Annotated in this window: 17 protein-coding genes and 1 tRNA gene; 9 read left to right on the top strand and 9 right to left on the bottom strand. The window is 66.5% G+C overall.

Translation table 11 applies throughout. The features are described from left to right. Positions 1-3 precede the first annotated feature (3 nt). A tRNA-Leu gene (locus Q0082_RS13410) sits at positions 4-88 on the bottom strand. 99 nt (positions 89-187) lie between these two features. Then, a complete protein-coding gene (sppA, locus tag Q0082_RS13405) occupies positions 188-2,089 on the bottom strand; it encodes a signal peptide peptidase SppA (protein WP_298193448.1) in 1,902 nt (633 codons plus the stop codon). 84 nt (positions 2,090-2,173) lie between these two features. Here sppA and Q0082_RS13400 point away from each other — a divergent pair, with 84 nt between their 5' ends. Further along, the gene (locus tag Q0082_RS13400) at positions 2,174-3,214 is read left to right on the top strand and encodes an aspartate carbamoyltransferase catalytic subunit (protein WP_298193455.1); all 1,041 of its coding nucleotides are present in this window, start codon (positions 2,174-2,176) and stop codon (positions 3,212-3,214) included. Beyond that, complete coding sequence (locus tag Q0082_RS13395) at positions 3,211-4,440, top strand: dihydroorotase (protein ID WP_298193446.1); 1,230 nt, start codon at positions 3,211-3,213, stop codon at positions 4,438-4,440. Before Q0082_RS13400 ends, Q0082_RS13395 begins: the two co-directional genes overlap by 4 nt. A 62-nt stretch (positions 4,441-4,502) precedes the next feature. On the opposite strand, the gene Q0082_RS13390 is transcribed toward Q0082_RS13395, so the two are convergent. The 3 genes from Q0082_RS13390 to Q0082_RS13380 are packed head-to-tail and all read right to left on the bottom strand — an operon-like array spanning position 4,503 to position 7,180. After that, positions 4,503-5,861, bottom strand: coding sequence for an SPOR domain-containing protein (locus tag Q0082_RS13390; protein ID WP_298193445.1), 1,359 nt, complete (start codon positions 5,859-5,861; stop codon positions 4,503-4,505). A 28-nt stretch (positions 5,862-5,889) separates the two neighbouring features. After that, entirely contained in the window at positions 5,890-6,435 is a 546-nt protein-coding gene (locus Q0082_RS13385; protein ID WP_298193444.1) for a hypothetical protein, read from the bottom strand. Between the two features lie 16 nt (positions 6,436-6,451). Next, on the bottom strand, positions 6,452-7,180 hold the full coding sequence (locus tag Q0082_RS13380; RefSeq protein ID WP_298193443.1) for a ParA family protein: 729 nt from the start codon (positions 7,178-7,180) through the stop codon (positions 6,452-6,454). A gap of 294 nt (positions 7,181-7,474) precedes the next feature. Between Q0082_RS13380 and Q0082_RS13375 the strand changes: the two genes are divergently transcribed. Both Q0082_RS13375 and Q0082_RS13370 read left to right on the top strand, forming a co-directional pair. Then, positions 7,475-8,611, top strand: coding sequence for an SPOR domain-containing protein (locus tag Q0082_RS13375; protein ID WP_298193441.1), 1,137 nt, complete (start codon positions 7,475-7,477; stop codon positions 8,609-8,611). A 7-nt stretch (positions 8,612-8,618) separates the two neighbouring features. Continuing rightward, positions 8,619-9,866, top strand: a complete 1,248-nt coding sequence (locus Q0082_RS13370; protein WP_298193437.1) for a DUF418 domain-containing protein — start codon at positions 8,619-8,621, stop codon at positions 9,864-9,866. Here Q0082_RS13370 and Q0082_RS13365 read toward each other — a convergent pair. Then, positions 9,811-10,506 carry a TIGR02281 family clan AA aspartic protease gene (locus Q0082_RS13365; RefSeq protein WP_298193436.1) on the bottom strand — a complete coding sequence of 232 codons (696 nt, stop codon included), beginning with the start codon at positions 10,504-10,506 and terminating at the stop codon, positions 9,811-9,813. The genes Q0082_RS13370 and Q0082_RS13365 overlap by 56 nt on opposite strands. 53 nt (positions 10,507-10,559) lie before the next feature. On the opposite strand from Q0082_RS13365, the gene Q0082_RS13360 reads away from it, so the two are divergent. From Q0082_RS13360 to Q0082_RS13345, 4 genes are all read left to right on the top strand, one after another. Further along, complete coding sequence (locus Q0082_RS13360) at positions 10,560-11,414, top strand: transglutaminase family protein (protein WP_366522562.1); 855 nt, start codon at positions 10,560-10,562, stop codon at positions 11,412-11,414. Between the two features lie 104 nt (positions 11,415-11,518). Beyond that, complete coding sequence (locus Q0082_RS13355) at positions 11,519-12,256, top strand: L,D-transpeptidase family protein (protein WP_298193434.1); 738 nt, start codon at positions 11,519-11,521, stop codon at positions 12,254-12,256. Positions 12,257-12,322: 66 nt separating this feature from the next. Continuing rightward, positions 12,323-13,015, top strand: a complete 693-nt coding sequence (locus tag Q0082_RS13350; protein ID WP_298193432.1) for a VIT family protein — start codon at positions 12,323-12,325, stop codon at positions 13,013-13,015. Further along, positions 13,016-13,624, top strand: a complete 609-nt coding sequence (locus Q0082_RS13345) for a LysE family translocator (RefSeq protein ID WP_298193429.1) — start codon at positions 13,016-13,018, stop codon at positions 13,622-13,624. A gap of 132 nt (positions 13,625-13,756) precedes the next feature. Here Q0082_RS13345 and Q0082_RS13340 read toward each other — a convergent pair whose 3' ends face one another. Beyond that, positions 13,757-14,542, bottom strand: a complete 786-nt coding sequence (locus Q0082_RS13340; protein ID WP_298193428.1) for an SDR family oxidoreductase — start codon at positions 14,540-14,542, stop codon at positions 13,757-13,759. 212 nt (positions 14,543-14,754) lie between these two features. Here Q0082_RS13340 and Q0082_RS13335 point away from each other — a divergent pair, with 212 nt between their 5' ends. Beyond that, on the top strand, positions 14,755-15,423 hold the full coding sequence (locus Q0082_RS13335; RefSeq protein ID WP_298193426.1) for a hypothetical protein: 669 nt from the start codon (positions 14,755-14,757) through the stop codon (positions 15,421-15,423). A gap of 99 nt (positions 15,424-15,522) precedes the next feature. Here Q0082_RS13335 and Q0082_RS13330 read toward each other — a convergent pair whose 3' ends face one another. Beyond that, entirely contained in the window at positions 15,523-16,254 is a 732-nt protein-coding gene (locus Q0082_RS13330; RefSeq protein ID WP_298193425.1) for a sigma-70 family RNA polymerase sigma factor, read from the bottom strand. Continuing rightward, positions 16,251-18,344 (bottom strand): flagellar biosynthesis protein FlhA, encoded by a 2,094-nt coding sequence (locus tag Q0082_RS13325; RefSeq protein ID WP_298193423.1) that lies wholly within the window; start codon positions 18,342-18,344, stop codon positions 16,251-16,253. The genes Q0082_RS13330 and Q0082_RS13325 overlap by 4 nt, the downstream gene beginning before the upstream one ends. Position 18,345 lies beyond the last annotated feature (1 nt).

The raw sequence follows: 18,345 nt of genomic DNA, 5'->3' as shown, positions 1-18,345 counted from the left end.
TTCTGGTGCGGGCGAAGGGACTCGAACCCCCACATCTTGCGATACTGGAACCTAAATCCAGCGCGTCTACCAGTTCCGCCACGCCCGCATCCGGCGAAAAACGAGCGCCGCCCCTATCGCAGCGCCGGGCAAAGGGCAAGCCTTGGAAAATCGGGGGCCAAACGGTGTTACCGGGCGGCGGTTGTCCCTATCCGGCAAATCTTGAGAGCAGCGCCAGCCAGGTGCTCGCCTCGGCCGTCTTCGCCGGCTCGGCAGGCGGGGTCAGCTCGGCACATTCGAGGCAATAGACCTCGGCGCCTGCCCCGCCGAGCAGACGCGAAAGATCACCGACGAGTTGCTGCGCCAGCGCGCCCTGACGCTGGGCCGCGAGGGCCGCAAAATCGCTGGCGGGTCCTTGTCCGCCAACCACATGGGCACTGTCCGCCCCGCTCTTGCTGTCTGCCAGCTGATCGAGCAGCGCGCCGAACGGATCTGCGTCTGCGCCGAGGTAGACCGGATGCCACGTCTTCGCCCCGGCCGCCTTCGCCGCCCAGGCGAGCGCTGCATCGATCCCGCCGAACTCGTCGACAAGGCCCAGCTGCCGCGCGGTGCCGCCATCCCAGATGCGCCCTTGCGCGATCCTGTCGATCTCCGCCGGAGTCTTGTGCCGCGCCTCGGCAACAAGGCCGACGAAGCGCGCATAGCCCGAATCGATCTGTTGCTGGATCACCGCCTCGGCCGTCGGCGAAAAGCCGCCGAACACGTCAGGCTGGCCCGAAAGCGGCGTGGTCCGCACACCGTCGGTCCCGATCCCGACTTTGGCCAGCGCTTCCTCAAAGCTCGGAATGATCGCGAAGATGCCGATCGAGCCGGTGATCGTCGCGGGTTCGGCAAACACGCGGTCCGCCGGCGTCGCAACCCAATAGCCGCCGCTCGCGGCAAGGCCTCCCATCGAAACGGCCACGGGGATCTTCTTCGCCTTCATCCGCGCGATCGCCGCCCGGATGCGCTCGGCTCCGGTCACCGATCCACCGGGCGAATCGACCCGCACGACCAGCGCCGCGTAGTCCCCACTCGCCGCCGCCTTGTCGACGAGGTCCGCAATCCGGTCGCCGCCCGCGCTGCCCGGCCCTGCATCGCCATCGACGATATCGCCCGCCACCGTCACCACGGCAATCGCCTTGCCGTCCTTGGACGGTGCCTTGTCCGCCAGGTAGGTGGCGAGCGCGGTGCCCTTGAATGCACCTTCTCCGCCTGTCGGATCGGCACCGACGATCTCGCCCACGCGCTTGCCGAACGCCACCTTGTCGCCGATCCGGTCGACCAGACCCGCTGCCACCGCCGCCTTGGCCGCATCGCCGCCCGAGGCCGCGATCCACTTGACCGGATCGCCGGTGACGAGCGCGAGGTCCGCCTTGGGCCGCGCTTTCTTCACGTCAGCCTGCCAGGCTTCCCACAGCGCGGCATAGACCGCGCCAAGCGATTCCTTCGCTTCCGGCGAGGCGTTCTCGCGGGTGAAGGGCTCCACCGCGCTCTTGTAGGTGCCCACCTTGAACACATGCGCCTTGACCTTGAGCCGGTCGAGCAGCGCCTTGAAGTAGAGCTGGGTGCCGCCCGGCCCGGCCACCAGCGCGCCGCCCAGCGGATCGACCCAGGCCTCGCTCGCATGGGCCGCGATCTGCACACTATCGTCGGTATAGAGCCGGGCGCGAACCAGCACCGGCTTCTTGGCCGCGCGCACCCTGTCCATCGCCGCGCCGACATGCGTCATCGCGACCTGGCTGCCGCCGCCGAAGTTCTCGAGATCGAGCACCACGGCCTTGATCCGCTCGTCCGTCGCCGCGGCTTCGATGGCACGGACCAGATCGCGCTCCTGCACCGCCTTGCTGCGGCCGCCGCCCGAGAGCAGCTGCGTGGGCCGCACCCGCGCCCGTTCCTCCACCACCGGCCCTTCGAGCGCCAGATAGAGCGCGCCCGTCTGCACCGTGCCCGGCGCCGGCCGGAAGGCGAGCAGGGTGTAAAGCCCGGCAAAGAACAGGAGCAGGAGGAGCAGCACGAGGCCGTCCTTGATGGTGACGAGGATCTTCCAGACCGAGCGGGCAAATTTCATGGGGGATATCTAGGTCTCGCGGGCGGACGATACCAGCCGAAACACTTGAGCCGCCCCAAGAGGCGCTCTAGGGGCATGGTTTCGATGACGGAATCGAACACTCAGCCCAGCCTTGGGGCCGCAGGCCGGTACCCCGCAGGCGGCCTCGCCTTCCCGCACCGCGATCTCACCGGCATTGCGCACCTCGCGCGGCACGAGATTCTCTACCTGCTGGACGAGGCGGAGCAGTGGCTCGCGCTCAACCGCCAGCGCCACAAGCGGGCCGAAGTACTCTCCGGCCTCACCATCATCAACGCCTTCTTCGAAAATTCGACGCGCACGCTGCTCTCCTTCGAGATCGCCGGCAAACGCCTCGGCGCCGATGTGGTCAACATGCATGCCGCCACGAGCAGCGTGAAGAAGGGCGAGACGCTGATCGACACGGCGATGACGCTCAACGCCATGCGGGCCGATGCGATCGTCATCCGCCACGCCAGCTCGGGCGCGGTGCAGCTCATCGCGGACAAGGTCGATTGCCCCGTGCTCAACGCGGGCGATGGCAGCCACGAACACCCGACGCAGGCGCTGCTCGATGCGCTCACCATCCGCCATGCGCTCGGCCTCGCCCCCGGCAGCGATCTCAATGGCCTCAAGGTCACGATCTGCGGCGATATCCTCCACAGCCGCGTCGCGCGCTCTAACATCCTCTCGCTGACCGCGCTGGGCGCGGACGTCACCGTTTGCGCCCCGCCCGCGCTGATGCCGGTCGAGATTTCCGCAATGGGTGTCACCCCCAGCCACGATTTCGACGCCGCCCTCAAGGGCGCGGACGTGGTGATGATGCTGCGCCTCCAGCAGGAGCGCATGTCCGGCCAGTTCATCCCTTCCCCGCGCGAGTATCGCCACCTCTACGGCCTCACGCTGGAGCGGTTCGGGAAGCTGGCGCCGCACGTCTTCGTGATGCACCCGGGCCCGATGAACCGGGGGATCGAGATCGACAGCCAGGTCGCCGATCATCCCACGCGCAGCCTCGTCACCCGCCAGGTCGAAAGCGGCGTCGCGATCCGCATGGCCTGCCTCGACGTGCTCACCCGCCGCGCGCGCGGCGTGCCCGGCTGGGCCGCCACAGAAGGAGCTGCGGCATGACCCCGCGTCCGCTCACCATCACCGGCGGCAGGCTGGTACATCCCACTGGCGTCCCGCAAACAGGCGCGCTGCGCGTCGCCGATGGCCGTATCGCCGCGCTGGGCCAGATCGCTCCCGAGCCCGGCGACGAGGTGCTCGACGCAAAGGGCGCGCTGATCACCCCTGGCCTCGTCGATCTCGGCGTTTTCGCCATCGACAAGCCGGCCTTCCACTTCGGCGGGATCACCCGCGCCGCGCTGATGCCTGATCAGGGCCCGCCGCTCGATCACCCGGCGCGCGTCCGCTTTGCCGCGCAATCGGGCAAGCCCGACATGTGGGTCCACCCGCTTGCCGCCGCGACGCGCGGGCTTGAGGGAGTGGAACTGGCCGAAATTGCGCTGATGCGCGATGCCGGTGCCAAGGCGGTCGCCACCGGTCGCCGCTGGATCGCCGATTCGGGCGTGATGCACCGCCTGATGAGCTACTGCGCGATGCTCGGCCTCGTTCTCGTCACCCATGCCGAGGATGCCGGGCTCGCCGGCCACGCGGTTGCCACCGCGGGCGAAATGGCAACCCGGCTCGGCCTGCCTTCTGCCCCGGCCGGCGCGGAGGCGCTCGCGGTAGCCCGCGATATCGCGCTTGCCGAGTTGACAGGGTGCCGCCTGCACTTGCGGCAGGTCACGACCGCCGCTGCGCTCGATCTCGTTCGCGCGGCCAAGGCGCGCGGGGTGCGCGTGACAGCTGGCGTCACTCCGGCGCATTTCATGCTCTCCGATCTGGAACTGGCGGAATTCCGCACGTTCTGCCGCCTCTCGCCGCCCTTGCGCAGCGATGCGGACCGGCAGGCGGTGATCGCCGCGGTCGCCGATGGCACGATCGACGTGATCGCCTCGGGCCACGATCCGCGCGGCGCGGAAGACAAGCGCCTGCCGTTTGCTGATGCCGAACCGGGCATGGCGGGCGCGGAAACGCTGCTGCCGCTGACGCTGACGCTGGTGCGCGATGGCCAGATCGATATCGCCCGCGCCTTCGCGCTGCTGGCAGGCAATCCGGCTGCGCTGCTCGGCGTTGCTGCCGGGCGGCTGGAAGTCGGTCTCGAAGCCGATCTTGCGCTGGTCGAACCCGAACGGCCGTGGATCGTCGATCGCAGCAAGATGGCCGCAACTGCCGGCAACACGCCCTTTGATCGCCGCCCGGTCGAAGGCCGCGTCACCGCGCTGTTCAAGGGCGGCGCGCGGATCGCCTGAAACGAAACCGGCCCGCCTCCCCTCAAGGAGAAGCGGGCCGGCAGGAATTCAGAAGATCGGGCTCAGCGCTGCGCCATGCGCGTCGGCGCCGGACGGCCCTGCGGCGTGACCATCGCCGGATCGGCCATCACGAGGCAGACGCCGCCCTTGGCCTTGACCGACTGGCACATCTGCCGCGCCGAAGCGAAGCCGGCGAAGCCGACGGCCTGCACGCGCCAGAACTGGCGGCCGTTCACCGCAACCTGGGTGATCTGGCTGTGATAGCCGGCAAGGCCGCGATTGCGCGCCGTGAAGTGCCGCCAGGCACGCTGGGCGCCATCGTTTGACGAGAACGAGCCGAGCTGGACGACGTGACTGCCCTTCATACCGGCCGGAGCCGGAGCCGGAGCCGAAGCAGAGCGCGCGCCATGCACCGGCTGGACGACCGGGTGCGAAACCATCTGCTGCGCAGCCGGTGCCGGTGCGGCAACAGCGGACGGCGCTACGTCGATTGCGGCAAGCCGGGCCGAAGCAGGTTCACTCGAGGCATCGGCCAGCGCCGGCTGCGGGGCAGCGGCATCGGCCTGCGGCGCAGGCATCGCTGTCGCCGCCGCCTTGGCGAGTTCGGCGGCATCGCCGTTCGAGCTCTGCTGGCTTGCTGCCATGGCAACCGCTTCTTCGGCCAGCTTCGAGGCGTCCGGGAAGTTCGCGAGGGCCAGCGCCGTCGGCTGTGCTCCTTCGGCCGTTGCCGGGGCACCCAGCAGCGCGGCAACGCGGCGGCGGGTGTCTTCGGGCCGCGCCATGAACGCCCAGGTCTGGAGGCGCTCGCTCAGCTTGTCTGCCGGCACGTCCTGCTGCGCCATCAGCTTGGCCTCGCCCCAGCTGCCATCGAGCGCATAGGCATAGGCGAGGTTCTGGCGCGTTTTCGCCGTATTCTCGCCATTGCGTATCGCATCGGTCAGCGCGGCGATGCCGGTCTGGGTCTGCCCCGCCATGGCCATGGCAAGGCCGTAATCGGATGCGGGAATGCTGTCGCGATAGGTGTTGAGCGTATCGACCGCCTCGTTTCCGCGACCAAGCGCGATATCGGCCAGCGCAAGGCTCAGCGCGGCCTTGCCGCTGTCCTCGCCGAGCTGCATGGCCTCGTCAAACGCCTGACGCGCCGCCTCGAAGCGGCCTGCGCGCAGATAGGCCGAGCCGAGTAGCGTGCGGTAGGCCGCCGTGCGCGGGGCAGCGAGCACGGCCTGTTCGGCCAGCGCGATGGCTTTCTCCGGGGTGCCCTTGCCGAGCGCGGCCTGCGCGCTCGAAGCAAACTTCGCGTGGTTCGGCCCGCCCGCGGCGCAGCCGGAAAGGAGACCCGCCGCCAGCGCGGTGGTCAGGCAGATCCGGGCGAGGCGGTAGGTGGCCTTCCGGTCAGTCTTGCTGTGATGTGCGGTGGTCATGGCGTGAAGTCCCGGTCTGGATGCGGCGTCAGGAGCGAAGGGCGCGGCGGGCGAGGTCATCGAGACCCGGCTTCGCTTCGAGGAAACGGTCGAGGGCCTCGACCACGAGTTGCTGTGCACTGCGGTTGTCGATGGTGCAGGCAAGCCGAAGGCGCAGGTGGCGAGCTGCATCGAGCCGCAGCGTGAAGGCCGCCTTGCGCCCTTCCTTGAGTGCGGTGCCCCGCTCGCGGCGGTTGGCTGCAACAGCCGGGGCCGGCACGCTCAGCACGTCGGCGAGTGATTCAAGGCGCCGCAGCACTTCGGGCTGCGAAGGCGCAGGCAGCGGATCGGCGGCAATCGCAACGACCTCGGCCGGCGGAGCGATGTCATCGCCATGATCGTTCCAGCCGAGATCATCGGCATCGACGGAGGGGAAGGCTTCGTGTTCGGTTGCCAGCACCGCGGGGGCAAAGCCCATCCGCGCGCGGTCCTCCTGAGTCATCGGCAGCAACTGCGGGCGCATGGCCGGCCGTGCCGCACCCTTGCGGGCGAGCAGGCTGGGGCTCAGCGAGGCGAAAGGCTTGGGTTCGCTCATGCTCGGCATTCCTTGCTCAGGAGCCGATCACGCGGCGGCCGAAGCCACCGGCGCCGCGCGGTGCGCCCGGCATGGAAGGTACGGCATGGCCCGGCTGCGGCACTGCAAACACGGTGCGACGGAAGTTCTTTTCGAGCCGCTCGGAAACATAGGTCCACAGCGCCTCGACTTCGGCGGCAGACTTGCTGCGCGGATCGACTTCCATGACCGTGCGGCCATCGATCATCGAAGCGGCGAAATCGGTGCGGTGGTGCAGCGTGATCGGCGCCACCGTGCCGTGCTGCGAAAGCGCGACAGCGGCCTCGGAGGTGATGCGCGCCTTGGGCGTCGCGGCATTGACCACGAAGATCAGCGGCTTGCCGGCGCGTTCGCACAGATCGACCGTCGCGCCCACGGCACGCAGGTCGTGCGGGCTCGGGCGGGTCGGCACCACGATGAGCTCCGCGACCGAAATCACTGACTGGATCGCCATGGTGATCGCCGGCGGCGTATCGATGACGGCAAGCTTGAAGCCCTGCTGGCGCAGCACAGCCAGATCGCTGGCAAGCCGCGCGACCGTGGTCTGCGCAAACGCTGGGTATTCGGCCTCGCGCTCGTTCCACCAATCCGACAGCGAACCCTGCGGGTCGATATCGATGAGGACGACAGGACCGGCCCCGGCGCGCTGCGCCTGGACGGCAAGGTGACCGGACAAGGTCGTCTTGCCAGATCCACCCTTTTGCGATGCCAAAGCCAGTACGCGCAAAGTAACCCCCCTATGGGCAAGACAAGGAAACTGAATGGTCTCTTGTCGGGGGATCGCAGAAGTCCCTCAAATTTTGGTTAACATCGGCTCATTTCATGCAAGTGGTTTTGCGGAAGGCGTGCCGGGAAGTCGCGGGTGCATCCTGTCTTTTCGGGATTAACCATCTACGCTAATCTCCGAAAAGCCGATCAGATGCGAAGACCATGTGCAGTTCATCTTGCGCGTTGCACTGCAGCACGGCATCGTTAACCCTGCTTTTCAGGCATTGGGCTTTTTGGGGAGAATAGACCGATCATGCGCGGATTTGCCCTCCTCACGGCGGCGGCTCTCGGCTTGTCGGGCCTCGCTGCGGCCGCGTCCGCCGCGCCCGATGCGCCGCAAGCGCTTCCCCCGGCACCCGACGCGGCCCGCGCTGCGGCCGTGCGCGCCGGTGTCGATGCCTGGACGGCCGGGAATTACGAGGCTGCGGTGAAGGCCTGGCAGGGCCCTGCGGCGAAAAACGATCCCGATGCGCTGTTCAACCTCGGGCAGGCCTACAAGCTCGGCCGCGGCGTGCCCAAGGATCTCGTCAAGGCGGAAGCCAGTTATGGCAAGGCCGCGCGCCTCGGCCATATCGCGGCGGCAGACAACTACGGCATCCTGTTGTTCCAGACCAACCGCCAGCAGGCCGCGATGCCCTGGCTCCAGTCCGCCGCCGAACGGGGCGAGCCGCGCGCAATGTATGTGCTGGGCATCGCCGCCTACAATGGCGACTATGCGCCGAAGGACTGGGTCCGCGCCTATGCCCTGATCACGCGCGCGGCGGCCACTGGCCTCCCGCAGGCGACCGCCAGCCTCGCCACGATGAACCAGACGATCCCGCTGGCGCAGCGCCAGATGGGCGTAAGCCTTGCCAGCGAACTCGAGCAGAAGGCCGCCGATGCGCGCGGGCGCGATCTGGCCGCCGCCGATCTTGGCGGACAAGGCGCGCCGGTGCCGCCGGCTCCTCCTGCGGCTCCTGCCCAAGGGAAACCGCCGCCCGCCGCGATCGAGACCGTCGATCTTCCGCCATCGACGACGTCCGAACCCGCCGCCGCCGATCCGCCGCCGACCTCCGAACCCCCGGCCCCGCCGCAGCCAAAGCCCGTGCCGGTGAAGCTCGCAACGCCCAAGCCTGCTACTCCGAAGCCCGCTGCTCCCAAGCCTGCACCCGCTCCTGCGGTCGCATCTGGCGCCTACCGCATCCAGCTCGGCGCCTTCGGGGTCAAGGCCAACGCTGATGCGCTCTGGGCCCGCGTCCGCAGCCGGCCCGAGGTTGCCGGCCACGCCAGGCAGGATATCCCCGGCACCGTCACGCGGCTGCTTGCCACCGGCTATTCGCAGGACGGAGCGAACCGTGCTTGCGCCGCACTCAAGGCCGGAGGGCTCGCCTGCCTCGTGGTGGCACCCTGACCGTCTGATGCCCGAAAGGATCGGCGCGCTCGATTTCGTGCGCGGGGTTGCCGTGCTCGGCATCCTTGCGATCAACGTGACCGGGTTCTGGGGGCCGCTGCTCGCCACGTTCAGCCCAGCCATACCCCGTCCCGAACCGGGCCTCGAGGCGGGTGGCGCGCTGTGGTTCGCCGCGGCCTACATCCTGTTCGAAGGCAAGATGCGCGGCCTGTTCACGCTGCTGTTCGGGGCGAGCATGATGCTGTTTGCCGATGCGGCAGAGCGGCGCGGCGCCAATCCTGATCTGATGCAGGTGCGCCGCCTGCTCTGGCTGATGCTCTTCGGTTATGCCCACTATGTGCTGCTGTGGTGGGGCGATATCCTGCTGCCTTATGCGGTCTGCGGCATGCTCGCCTTTGCCTTGCGCCGTCTCGCGCCGGAACCGCTGGCGGCGGCTGCACTCTTCCTCTTCCTCGCCAGCCACGGCCTTGAAATGGTGGGAGATCTCGCCAGCATCGCCACCGAAAGCCGCGTGCTGGCCGGCCACGGCGCACCGGCTGAAACCGCCGAGCACGCCGCCATGATGGGCCGCATCGCCGTCTCGATCGCCGCTGACACCCGCTTGCTCCACGCCCCCTTCCTCGACGCAGTGCGCATCCGCCTGACCACTGCGCCGTTCCTCCCGCTCGAAAACCTCGCCGCAACGTTCTTCGAGACCTTCCCGCTCATGCTGCTCGGCATGGCGCTGCTGCGCATGGGGCTGTTCACCGGGGAATGGGCAGACAGCACCCTGCGCCGCATGGCCATGATCGGCATCAGTGCGGGCGGCGCGATGAGCGCTGCGCTGATCGGCTGGGCCGCGCTGCACGGCTTCCCGCCCGGCGCGATGTTCGCAATCATGGGCTCGCTCGCTTCGATCCCGCACCTCGCGATGACGCTGGGATACCTTGCAGCGCTGCTCCTGCTTTGGCCGCGCCTGCAGGATAGCGCCGCCGGCAGGCGCCTCACCGCCGCCGGCCGCTGTGCCTTCACCAACTACCTCGGCACCACCTTGGTGATGTGCGCGCTCTTCGCCGGATGGGGCCTCGGCCTTGGCGACGTGCTCCCCCGGGCCGCGCTGCCGCTCGTTGTCCTCGCCGGCTGGGCACTGATGCTCGCATGGCCTGAATGGTGGCTCGCCCGCTTCGGGCAGGGCCCGCTCGAAGCCCTCTGGCGCCGGCTTACCTGGCTCGGGGTTCCGCGCTCGCCTTCTCGACCTGCGGACGATGCGGCGTAAGGATCAGCACCCCGTCCTCCACCCGCCAGCCCTTCAGTCGCGTCAGGAAATTCATCCCCAGCACATTCGGCCCGCCTTCGCCGGGCATGACAATCGCATCGAGATCGCGTGCGACGACCGAACCGAAGCGCAGCTCGTCGATCCGCGCCGGCGCGGCCGCAACGCTGCCGTTCGCGGTCTCGACCGTGGCATCGGGCCGCAGCGGATCGGGCTCGACCCCCGCAGCCGCCGCCACATCGCCCGAAAGCGCCGTCACCGTCGCACCGGTATCGACCATCAGCCGCAGCGGCACGCCATTGAGCTTGGCCTTGATCCAGTAATGCCCATCGGCGGACAGCGGAACCCGTGTCTCCCCGCCTGAAACCGTCTGCGCCGGCCCGCCGATGCTGTGGAGCGCCGCATCAAAGCTGGGGTCCATCCGCACGAAACGCATCACCGCGAGGCCGAACACCGCGAGCATCAGCATGTTACCGGCAAAGCGCAGCGCGCCGCCGATCCGCCCGCCGCGCCCCCTGCCGCGCGACGCCATCGCACCGCCAACGACGACCAGCACAAGCGCCGCGCAGGTCGCTGCAAACAGCGGCGACAAATGCCCCAGCCACGGCGCTTCGCTTTCCAGCCAGGCATAAATCTGCATCATCAGGAACCCTTTAGCCACGCGAACCTTTCATCGTGCTGAAAGCCGTCCTACCCTTGATCCGCAAGGGCCATCACGGCCTCCGCCCCGGGCAGACCATGCACCTTTCCATTACGACCCGTTTGCGTTGGCACTGCGAAGAGCCGACCGACAGCCTCCTCCAGATCGAAGTTGCAGCGACGTCAGGGCAGCGGCTGCTCGCGAATGCGTTCGAAGGCACACCGGCGGGGCACGTTACGCGTGTACCCGCGCAGGATGGGATCGGCGAGCGGATCTGGTTGCATCAGGAAGGCGATTGCACGGTGACCTATGCGGCTGAGGTCGAGGTGCTGGGCCGGTCGGTCGCGCTGGAGACACTCGCCGCGCTGCCACCGCACCGCCTGCCGGGTGAGGCGGTGCCTTATCTTATGGATTCGCGCTATTGCCCGGCCAACCGCTTCTCGCCCTTCGTCGATGAGGAATTTGCCGCGTTCGAGGGCGGGGCCAAAGTGGCGGCCATGCGCGACTGGATCGCGGCACATTATCGCTATGTGCCCGGAGTGAGCGATGCCTCCACCACGGCGATTGACAGCTTTGTCGAGCGCCGCGGGGTTTGCCGCGATTATGCGCACACGCTGATCTGCTTCGCCCGCGCCGCCGCGATCCCGGCGCGGTTTGCCAGCGGATATGGAGCCGATGTGACGCCGCAGGATTTCCATGCGGTAGCAGAAGTGTGGCTGGCCAATCCGGAAGGCGTCGGGGGATGGCATCTGGTCGATGCGACCGGCATGGCCGACACCGCCTCGTTTGCGCAGATCGCGGTCGGGCGCGATGCGGCCGACACCAGCTTCCTGACCAGCTTCGGCCAAGCCGATCTGCGCGAGTTGGCGATCGAAGTCCGTGAAGTCGCGTCGCTTAACCACGTGCGTTAACGACCAGAACCCTCCCCGTCCCTTGGCGGGACGCGGCTGTAATGCCGCTCGCCAACCCCTTCGTTTACGCTATTTTGCAAGCGAAAGGAGCGCTCGCAAACGCCATGTCTGGCTTCAAGTCCCCCCTCGATCTCGTCCGCTCCCGCTGGATCACCGCGCCGTTCGGGTTCGTCGCGATGTCGATCGCCTGCCTGCTCGCCTTCCATGTCGGCAAGGATCTGGCGCAGGTCCTGTTCGGCGGATCGCAAGCCGAAGCCCATGTTGCTGCGCCCATGCCGAAGCCCATCCAGCCCAAGCTGGCGACTGCCCCCGCACCGCGCCCCGCGAACAGCCCCTTCGTCGTCAAGTCGATCCTCAAGATCGATGAACCCATCAAGTTCGGCCAGTATTTCTGGGACGAAAGCGCGGCCAAGACTGGCCCCATCGTCATCACCGTCGATCTCGAGGCGCGCACCATCTCGGTCTTCCGCGACGGGCATGAAATCGGCGCCGCCGCCATCCTCAAGGGCTATGGCAGCAAGCCCACCCCCACCGGCGTGTTCCCGATCAGCCAGAAGGATGCCGACCACATCTCCAACATCTACGATGCGCCGATGCCCTGGATGCTGCGCCTTACCAACGACGGCGTCTCGATCCACGGCAGCAAGGTCGAACGCGGCTATGCCACCAACGGCTGCATCGGCGTGCCCGATGGCTTCGCCAAGCGCCTGTTCGGCGTCGCCACCCTCGGCGACAAGGTGATCGTGACCGATGGCAAGCGGCTCGGCGTCGGCCAGCCGATCATCGAGAACCAGGCCCCCGCGCCGACCGGCCCATCCGTGGCGGCAACGCGCGATTCTTGATCTGGATCGTTTTTCTCCTGTCCCGGCAGTGGCATGAAGGCCATGGCAGGTAAGAGGAGAAAAACCATGCGCCCCCACGATGAACGCCACCTCGTCAGCCGGATCGGCTGGCTGCGCGCCGCAGTGCTGGGTGCGAACGACGGGATCGTCTCCACCGCCAGCCTGATCCTTGGCGTCGCCGCTTCCGGCGCAGAGCGGCAAGCCCTGCTCGTTGCCGGCGCTGCGGGCCTCGTCGCAGGCGCAATGTCGATGGCGGCGGGCGAGTATGTCTCGGTCTCCAGCCAGTCCGATACCGAAACCGCAGACCTTGCCCGCGAACGCGCCGAACTGGCCGCCGATCCGGTCCACGAACACGCCGAACTCGCGGCGATCTACGAAGCGCGCGGGGTGGAGCCCGCCACCGCCGCCGAAGTCGCCCGGCAGATGATGGCGAAGGATGCGCTCGGTGCCCATGCGCGCGATGAGCTTCACCTCAACGAGACGACCGCCGCGCAGCCCGTGCTGGCCGCGATCACATCGGCGCTGATGTTCACCGGCGGCGCGTTCCTGCCGCTGCTGCTCGCCGCGCTCCTGCCGATGGGCCTGATGGTCACCGGCACGGCGGCGGGCTCGATCCTGTTTCTTGCCCTCCTCGGCGCGCTGGGCGCGCGCGCTGGCGGCGCGGCGATGGGCAAACCCGTGCTGCGCGTCGTCGTGTGGGGTGCGCTGGCGATGGCGGCCACCGCCGGGATCGGCATGGTCGTGGGCACTGCCGTCTAGGTGGCGGGCAGCCTCGACCTTGCCGGGTTCGCCGCGGCGGTTCTCCTGATCGAACTCACGCCGGGGCCGAACATGGCATGGCTGGCGGGCCTTTCCGCCACTGAAGGGCGGCGCAGCGGCCTTGCCGCCGTCGCGGGCGTCGCGCTGGGCCTGCTGGCCAACGGCGTGCTGGCCGCGCTGGGTCTTGCCACTTTGCTGACCGCCATGCCCGCGCTGCTCCACGGCCTGCGCATTGCCGGGGCGGCGATGATGGTCTGGCTCGCGATCGAGGCGTGGCGCGGCGCCGATCACAAGACGCCGCAGACCGCCCCCGGCAAAAGCTTCGCCACCGGCGCGCTGCTCAATCTGCTGAACCCGAAAGCCTATCTGTTCTTCGTGGTCGTCGCGCCGGAGTTTCTCAACGGCCGCGCACTTGGCCTCACCGAAGCGCTCACGCTTGCCCTCATCAGCACGGTCATCGCCACTCTGATCCACCTCGCCATCGTGCTCGCCGGAAGCCACGCGCAGGCCTGGCTCGCAGACCCCCAACGCACCAAGTGGGTGCGCCGGGGTTTTGCCGTGGTGATGCTCGGCGTCGCCGCCTCGTTTCTGGCGATCAAGGCCGGTTAGGCTGCGCCCCCTCTTTCCGTCGCCCCGTGCTTGACACGGGGCTAGGCTTTTCTTCGAGCGCCGCGCCAGGAAAAGAAGCCAAGGCCCGTATCAAGCACGGGCCGACGGGGTGGTGGAGGGGCGGTCAGCGCATCAACGCGGAGCCATGCGGATGCCGCCATCGAGGCGGATCGCCTGCGCGTTGAAGTAGCTGTTGCGCACCAGTTCCATCGCGAGGCTGGCGAACTCTTCCGGCAGGCCGAGCCGCTTGGGGAACGGCACCGAGGCATTGAGGCCTGCGCGCACCTTCTCCGGCACTCGGCCGAGCAGCGGCGTATCGAAGATGCCCGGCAGGATCGCGTTGACGCGGATGCCAAGGTCCATGAGATCGCGCGCCATCGGCAGCACGAGGCCGACCACGCCCGCCTTGAGCGAACCATACGCCACCTGCCCGATCTGCGCATCCTGCGCCGCGACCGAACCCGTCAGGATGATCGTCCCGCGCTCCCCATCGCCTTCGAGCGGCTCGGCATGGGCCATGCCCAGCGCCGAAAGGCTCGCCACGCGGTAGCTGGCGATCAGCACGCCGTTCGCGGCGAAGGCATAGTCCTCGGTCGAAAGGCGGGTGAACTCGCCGGTTTCCTTGTTGCGGCCCACGGTCTTGCCCTTGCGGTGCACCACCGCACAGTGGACGGTGATCCGCTCCTGCCCATGCGCGGCGCGCGCCTTGGCAAAGCCTTCGACCACCGACTCCTCGCTCGTGATATCGACATGGCAGAACAGCCCGCCAATCGCCTTGGCCACTTCCTCGCCCGCCTCAGCGTTCACATCGAAAATGGCAACCTTCGCGCCCGCCGCCGCGAGCGCATAAGCGGTCGCCCGCCCCAGACCCGAAGCCGCGCCGGTCACGACGGCAGCCATACCCTGTTCGATCTTCATGGCATCGTTCTCCTTTAACCGCCCGATTAAAGCGTTGGGGAGAGTCTCGCAAGCCACGCGACACAGACAAATTGGTAGGATATCTCGCGGCATAAGATACGGTGTATTGCACAACGCAAATCCGCTCTGATTCGACGCATCGCCTGGGTTCGTTTTTTGAAAATCAGTGCAAATTGGATAAAATTGGCAATATCTGCAGAAAGAGACACAAAATGCCAATTTATTATTTAAAAATTTTATTAAAATTCTTTATTATATTTTACACAATTTTAATACCATCACAATGTTTTTCAGCCGAAATTGAAGTGCTTGATCAAAAAATTCAAGATCGGACGATAGTACTAATTATGGGTCAGGTCAAAAAAGGGGATGATGCTAAATTTTTGCAAATTACATCATCACTGGAAGACGCTATTGTTACGTTTGACGGCGTCACCACCCCAGAATCTAAAGAAGATGTTCAGGCTTCAATGGAAGTTGGCTCATTGATATATTTCAAAAAATTTGACACTGCCATTGTTTATGCACACAATTGTTCATCGGTCTGCTCATTAATGTGGCTAGCCGGAAACAAAAGGCTTATTAGCACAAAAGCGTATTTGTCCCTCGGAAATTATATCCGCGACAACAGTTCGCCGGAGAAACTCTCCGATATGTACGCGACAATTGGATATTATCTAGCAAATATAGGAATGAAATTGGATTTCATAAAACTATCTACATCATGGATAGGATCGAACGTTTTTCTAAAATTCACAATACAAAATATGCTTAGATCTGGAATCTTATCTCAGACATTGGACGAAACTTGGGTAGAAAACGCCACCTATCCAAAGGGACCACTGCCCCCACCTCCAATTTCTTTTGAATCAAAAAATTAAATCAGCCCAATTTTTTGTTTCGCAACATTGTCCTTCATTAAAATATCTAGCTCATCCTTATATCTCGAATATTACACTGGAAATATGCAATACCATTTCCTATAGCACATCAAACTCATCCCCCAGCGCCGCCCTCAGCTTATCCAGCGCCTGCGCCTTCAGCTGGTGCACACGCGGCACGCTGACTGATAAAACCTCCGCGATTTCCGCGAGATTCAGCTCCTCCACGAAATAGAGCTGGATCACCATCTGCAGCCGCTCCGGCAGGCCGGAAATCGCCGCCACCACTGCGCCGCGCGTCTGTTCGTCGGCCAGCAGTTCGAAGCTGTCCGGCCGGTCGTCGGCAAAGGCCATGTCGCTGTCGGAATAGGTATCGTCGATGGGCTCGAAGCGCATCGGCTCGCTCGCGGCGCGCAGTTCGCCGAGCGCCGCCGTGGTCATGCCCATCGCGTCGGCCAGTTCGTCCTCGGTGGGCACGCGGCCCAATGTTGTCGTCAGCGCCTGCGCCGCGCCGGCCAGCAGGCGCCGCCGGTCGCTCGCCGCGCGCGATAGCGGGCTTGATCGCCGGACCAGATCGACCATCGCGCCGCGCACGCGCAGCTTGGCGTAGGCGGCAAAGCCGTCCTCGGTCGGCCCGTTGTGCTTCTGCGCGCATTCGGTGAGGGCGACGAGCCCGGCCTGCACCAGATCGTCGATCTCGATCCCGGCGCGGCCCGATCCGTGGACGTGCCAGGCAAGGCGGCGCACCATCGGCAGGAAGCGGCGGATACGGTCCGCCGTTCCGCCCTGATAGGCGCGCGCGGCGGCAAAGCTGCGGTGGTCATGGTTCATGCGGCAAGATCCTGTGGGGGATGTGCGGATGGGTCTTCAGCGGCGCCCACCACTTCGATCACTTCGATCGGCTGGCTGGGCGGCAGTTCGGAAATCGAAAGGACGGCGCACTGCGGCGCGCGCTGGCGCAGCAGCGCGGCAAGCGCGCGGCGGGCGCGCGGCTGGACGATGAGCGCAACCGGCGGCGCGGCAGGCCCGCGCTCGGCGATGATCGCGGCAATGCGTTCACCGATGGAGCGCGCCAGATCGGGTTCGATCACCGGCTGCCCGGTAACGGGATCGTGCATCCCGCCCACGATCATCTGCTCCAGCGCGCCATCGAGCGTCAGCACCGCCAGCCGCTCGGCAGGCCCGCAGATGCGCGAGACGAGGAGGCCGCCGAGCGACGCGCGGACGAGATCGACCAGCTTGTCGTGATCGGTCGTCTGCAGCACTGCTTCGGCAAGCGCGGAAAGGATCGGCAGCGGGTGCGCGATGCTCACCCCGTCCTCCAGCAGCGCATGCAGCAGCCGCGTCATCGCCCCCAGCGTGATCGGCTGCGGATGGACGGTCTCGACCAGCCCCGGCGCGCGATCACGCACGCCTTCAAGGATCGCGCGGACTTCATCCGGCCCGAGCAGCGCCTGCGGCCGTTCGCCCAGCACCTGGTTGAGATGCGTCGCGACAACCGTGGAGGCATCCACCGTGAGAAACCCTTCGGCAATCGCATGGTCGCGTTGGCCGGGTTCGATCCAGATCGCGGGGCAGCCGAAGCTGGGGTCCACGGTCGCCTCACCGCGCAAGCTGTGATCGGGATTCGCCTCGCCCGCATCGATGGCGAGCACCTTCTCGGCCTTGATGCTCGCCCCGCCCAGCGCCACGCCGCCCAGCACGATGCGATAAGCATCGGGCATCAGGTCCAGACTGTCGCGCACGCGGAATTGCGGCACCACGAAGCCGAAGCTCTGCGAGAGCTGCTTCCTCACGCCTGTGATGCGCGCCACCAGCGGCGCCCCGCGCTTCTCGTCGACCAGATGGACAAGGCCGTAGCCCAACTCGATGGTGACGAGCGTATGGTCGGACACCTCCTCCAGCGTAATGCGTGCCGGGTCCACCTGCTCCACCACCACCGGCGGCGGCACGGCAAGGCGTGCCTCGCGCTTTTTCAGGCTCCACCAGATCCACCCCGCCATGGCAGCGGCGGGAAGGAACACCATCTGCGGCATCGCCGGGATCATCCCGATGGCGCCGAGGATCACGGCCACCGGCAGCCAGGTGCTCGGGCTGGCAAACTGCCCGCCGATCTGCCCTGCAAGATCGCGCGTGTCCGAAACGCGGGTCACGATCACGGCGGCGGCGATGGAGAGCAGCAGCGAAGGCACTTGCGCCACCAGCGCATCGCCCACCGCCAGCGTGATATAGCGGCTGGCCGATTCCTGCGCGGTCAGCCCATGGCTCAACATGCCGAGGCAGAAACCGGCGATGATATTGACGCCGAGGATCAACAGCGCGGCGACGGCATCGCCCTTCACGAACTTGCTGGCACCGTCCATCGAGCCGTAGAAATCGGCCTCGGTCGCCACTTCGCGGCGGCGTGCCTTGGCTTCGTCTGCCGTCAGCAGCCCTGCGGCGAGGTCGGCATCGATCGCCATCTGCTTGCCGGGCAGCGCATCGAGGGTGAAGCGCGCGGAGACCTCTGAAACGCGGCCCGCGCCCTTGGTCACGACCATCAGGTTGATGATCATCAGGATCATGAACACGAACAGCCCGACCGCGAAATTGCCGCCGATCAGGAACTCGCCGAAGCTTTCGATCACATGCCCCGCCGCCGCGCCGCCTTCGTGGCCGTTGACCAGCACGATGCGCGTGGACGCCACATTCAGCGCCAGCCGCAGCAGCGTTGCGAACAGCAGTACCGAAGGAAACGAGGAGAAATCGAGCGGCTTCAGCGCATTCATCGCCGCCATCAGGATGGCGACCGAAAGCGCGATGTTGAGCACGAAGAACGCATCGAGCAGGAACGACGGGATCGGCATGATCATCAGCGCGATCAGGATCAGGATGCCGCCGGGAAGCGCCAGCGCGCCGGGCTGGCCAAAGCGTTTCAGCATG

The sequence above is a fragment of the Novosphingobium sp. genome, from assembly GCF_027489515.1.
Lineage (GTDB): Bacteria > Pseudomonadota > Alphaproteobacteria > Sphingomonadales > Sphingomonadaceae > Novosphingobium.
Note: the sequence above shows the minus strand (reverse complement) of the source record. Positions and strands in the feature narration are given on the sequence as shown.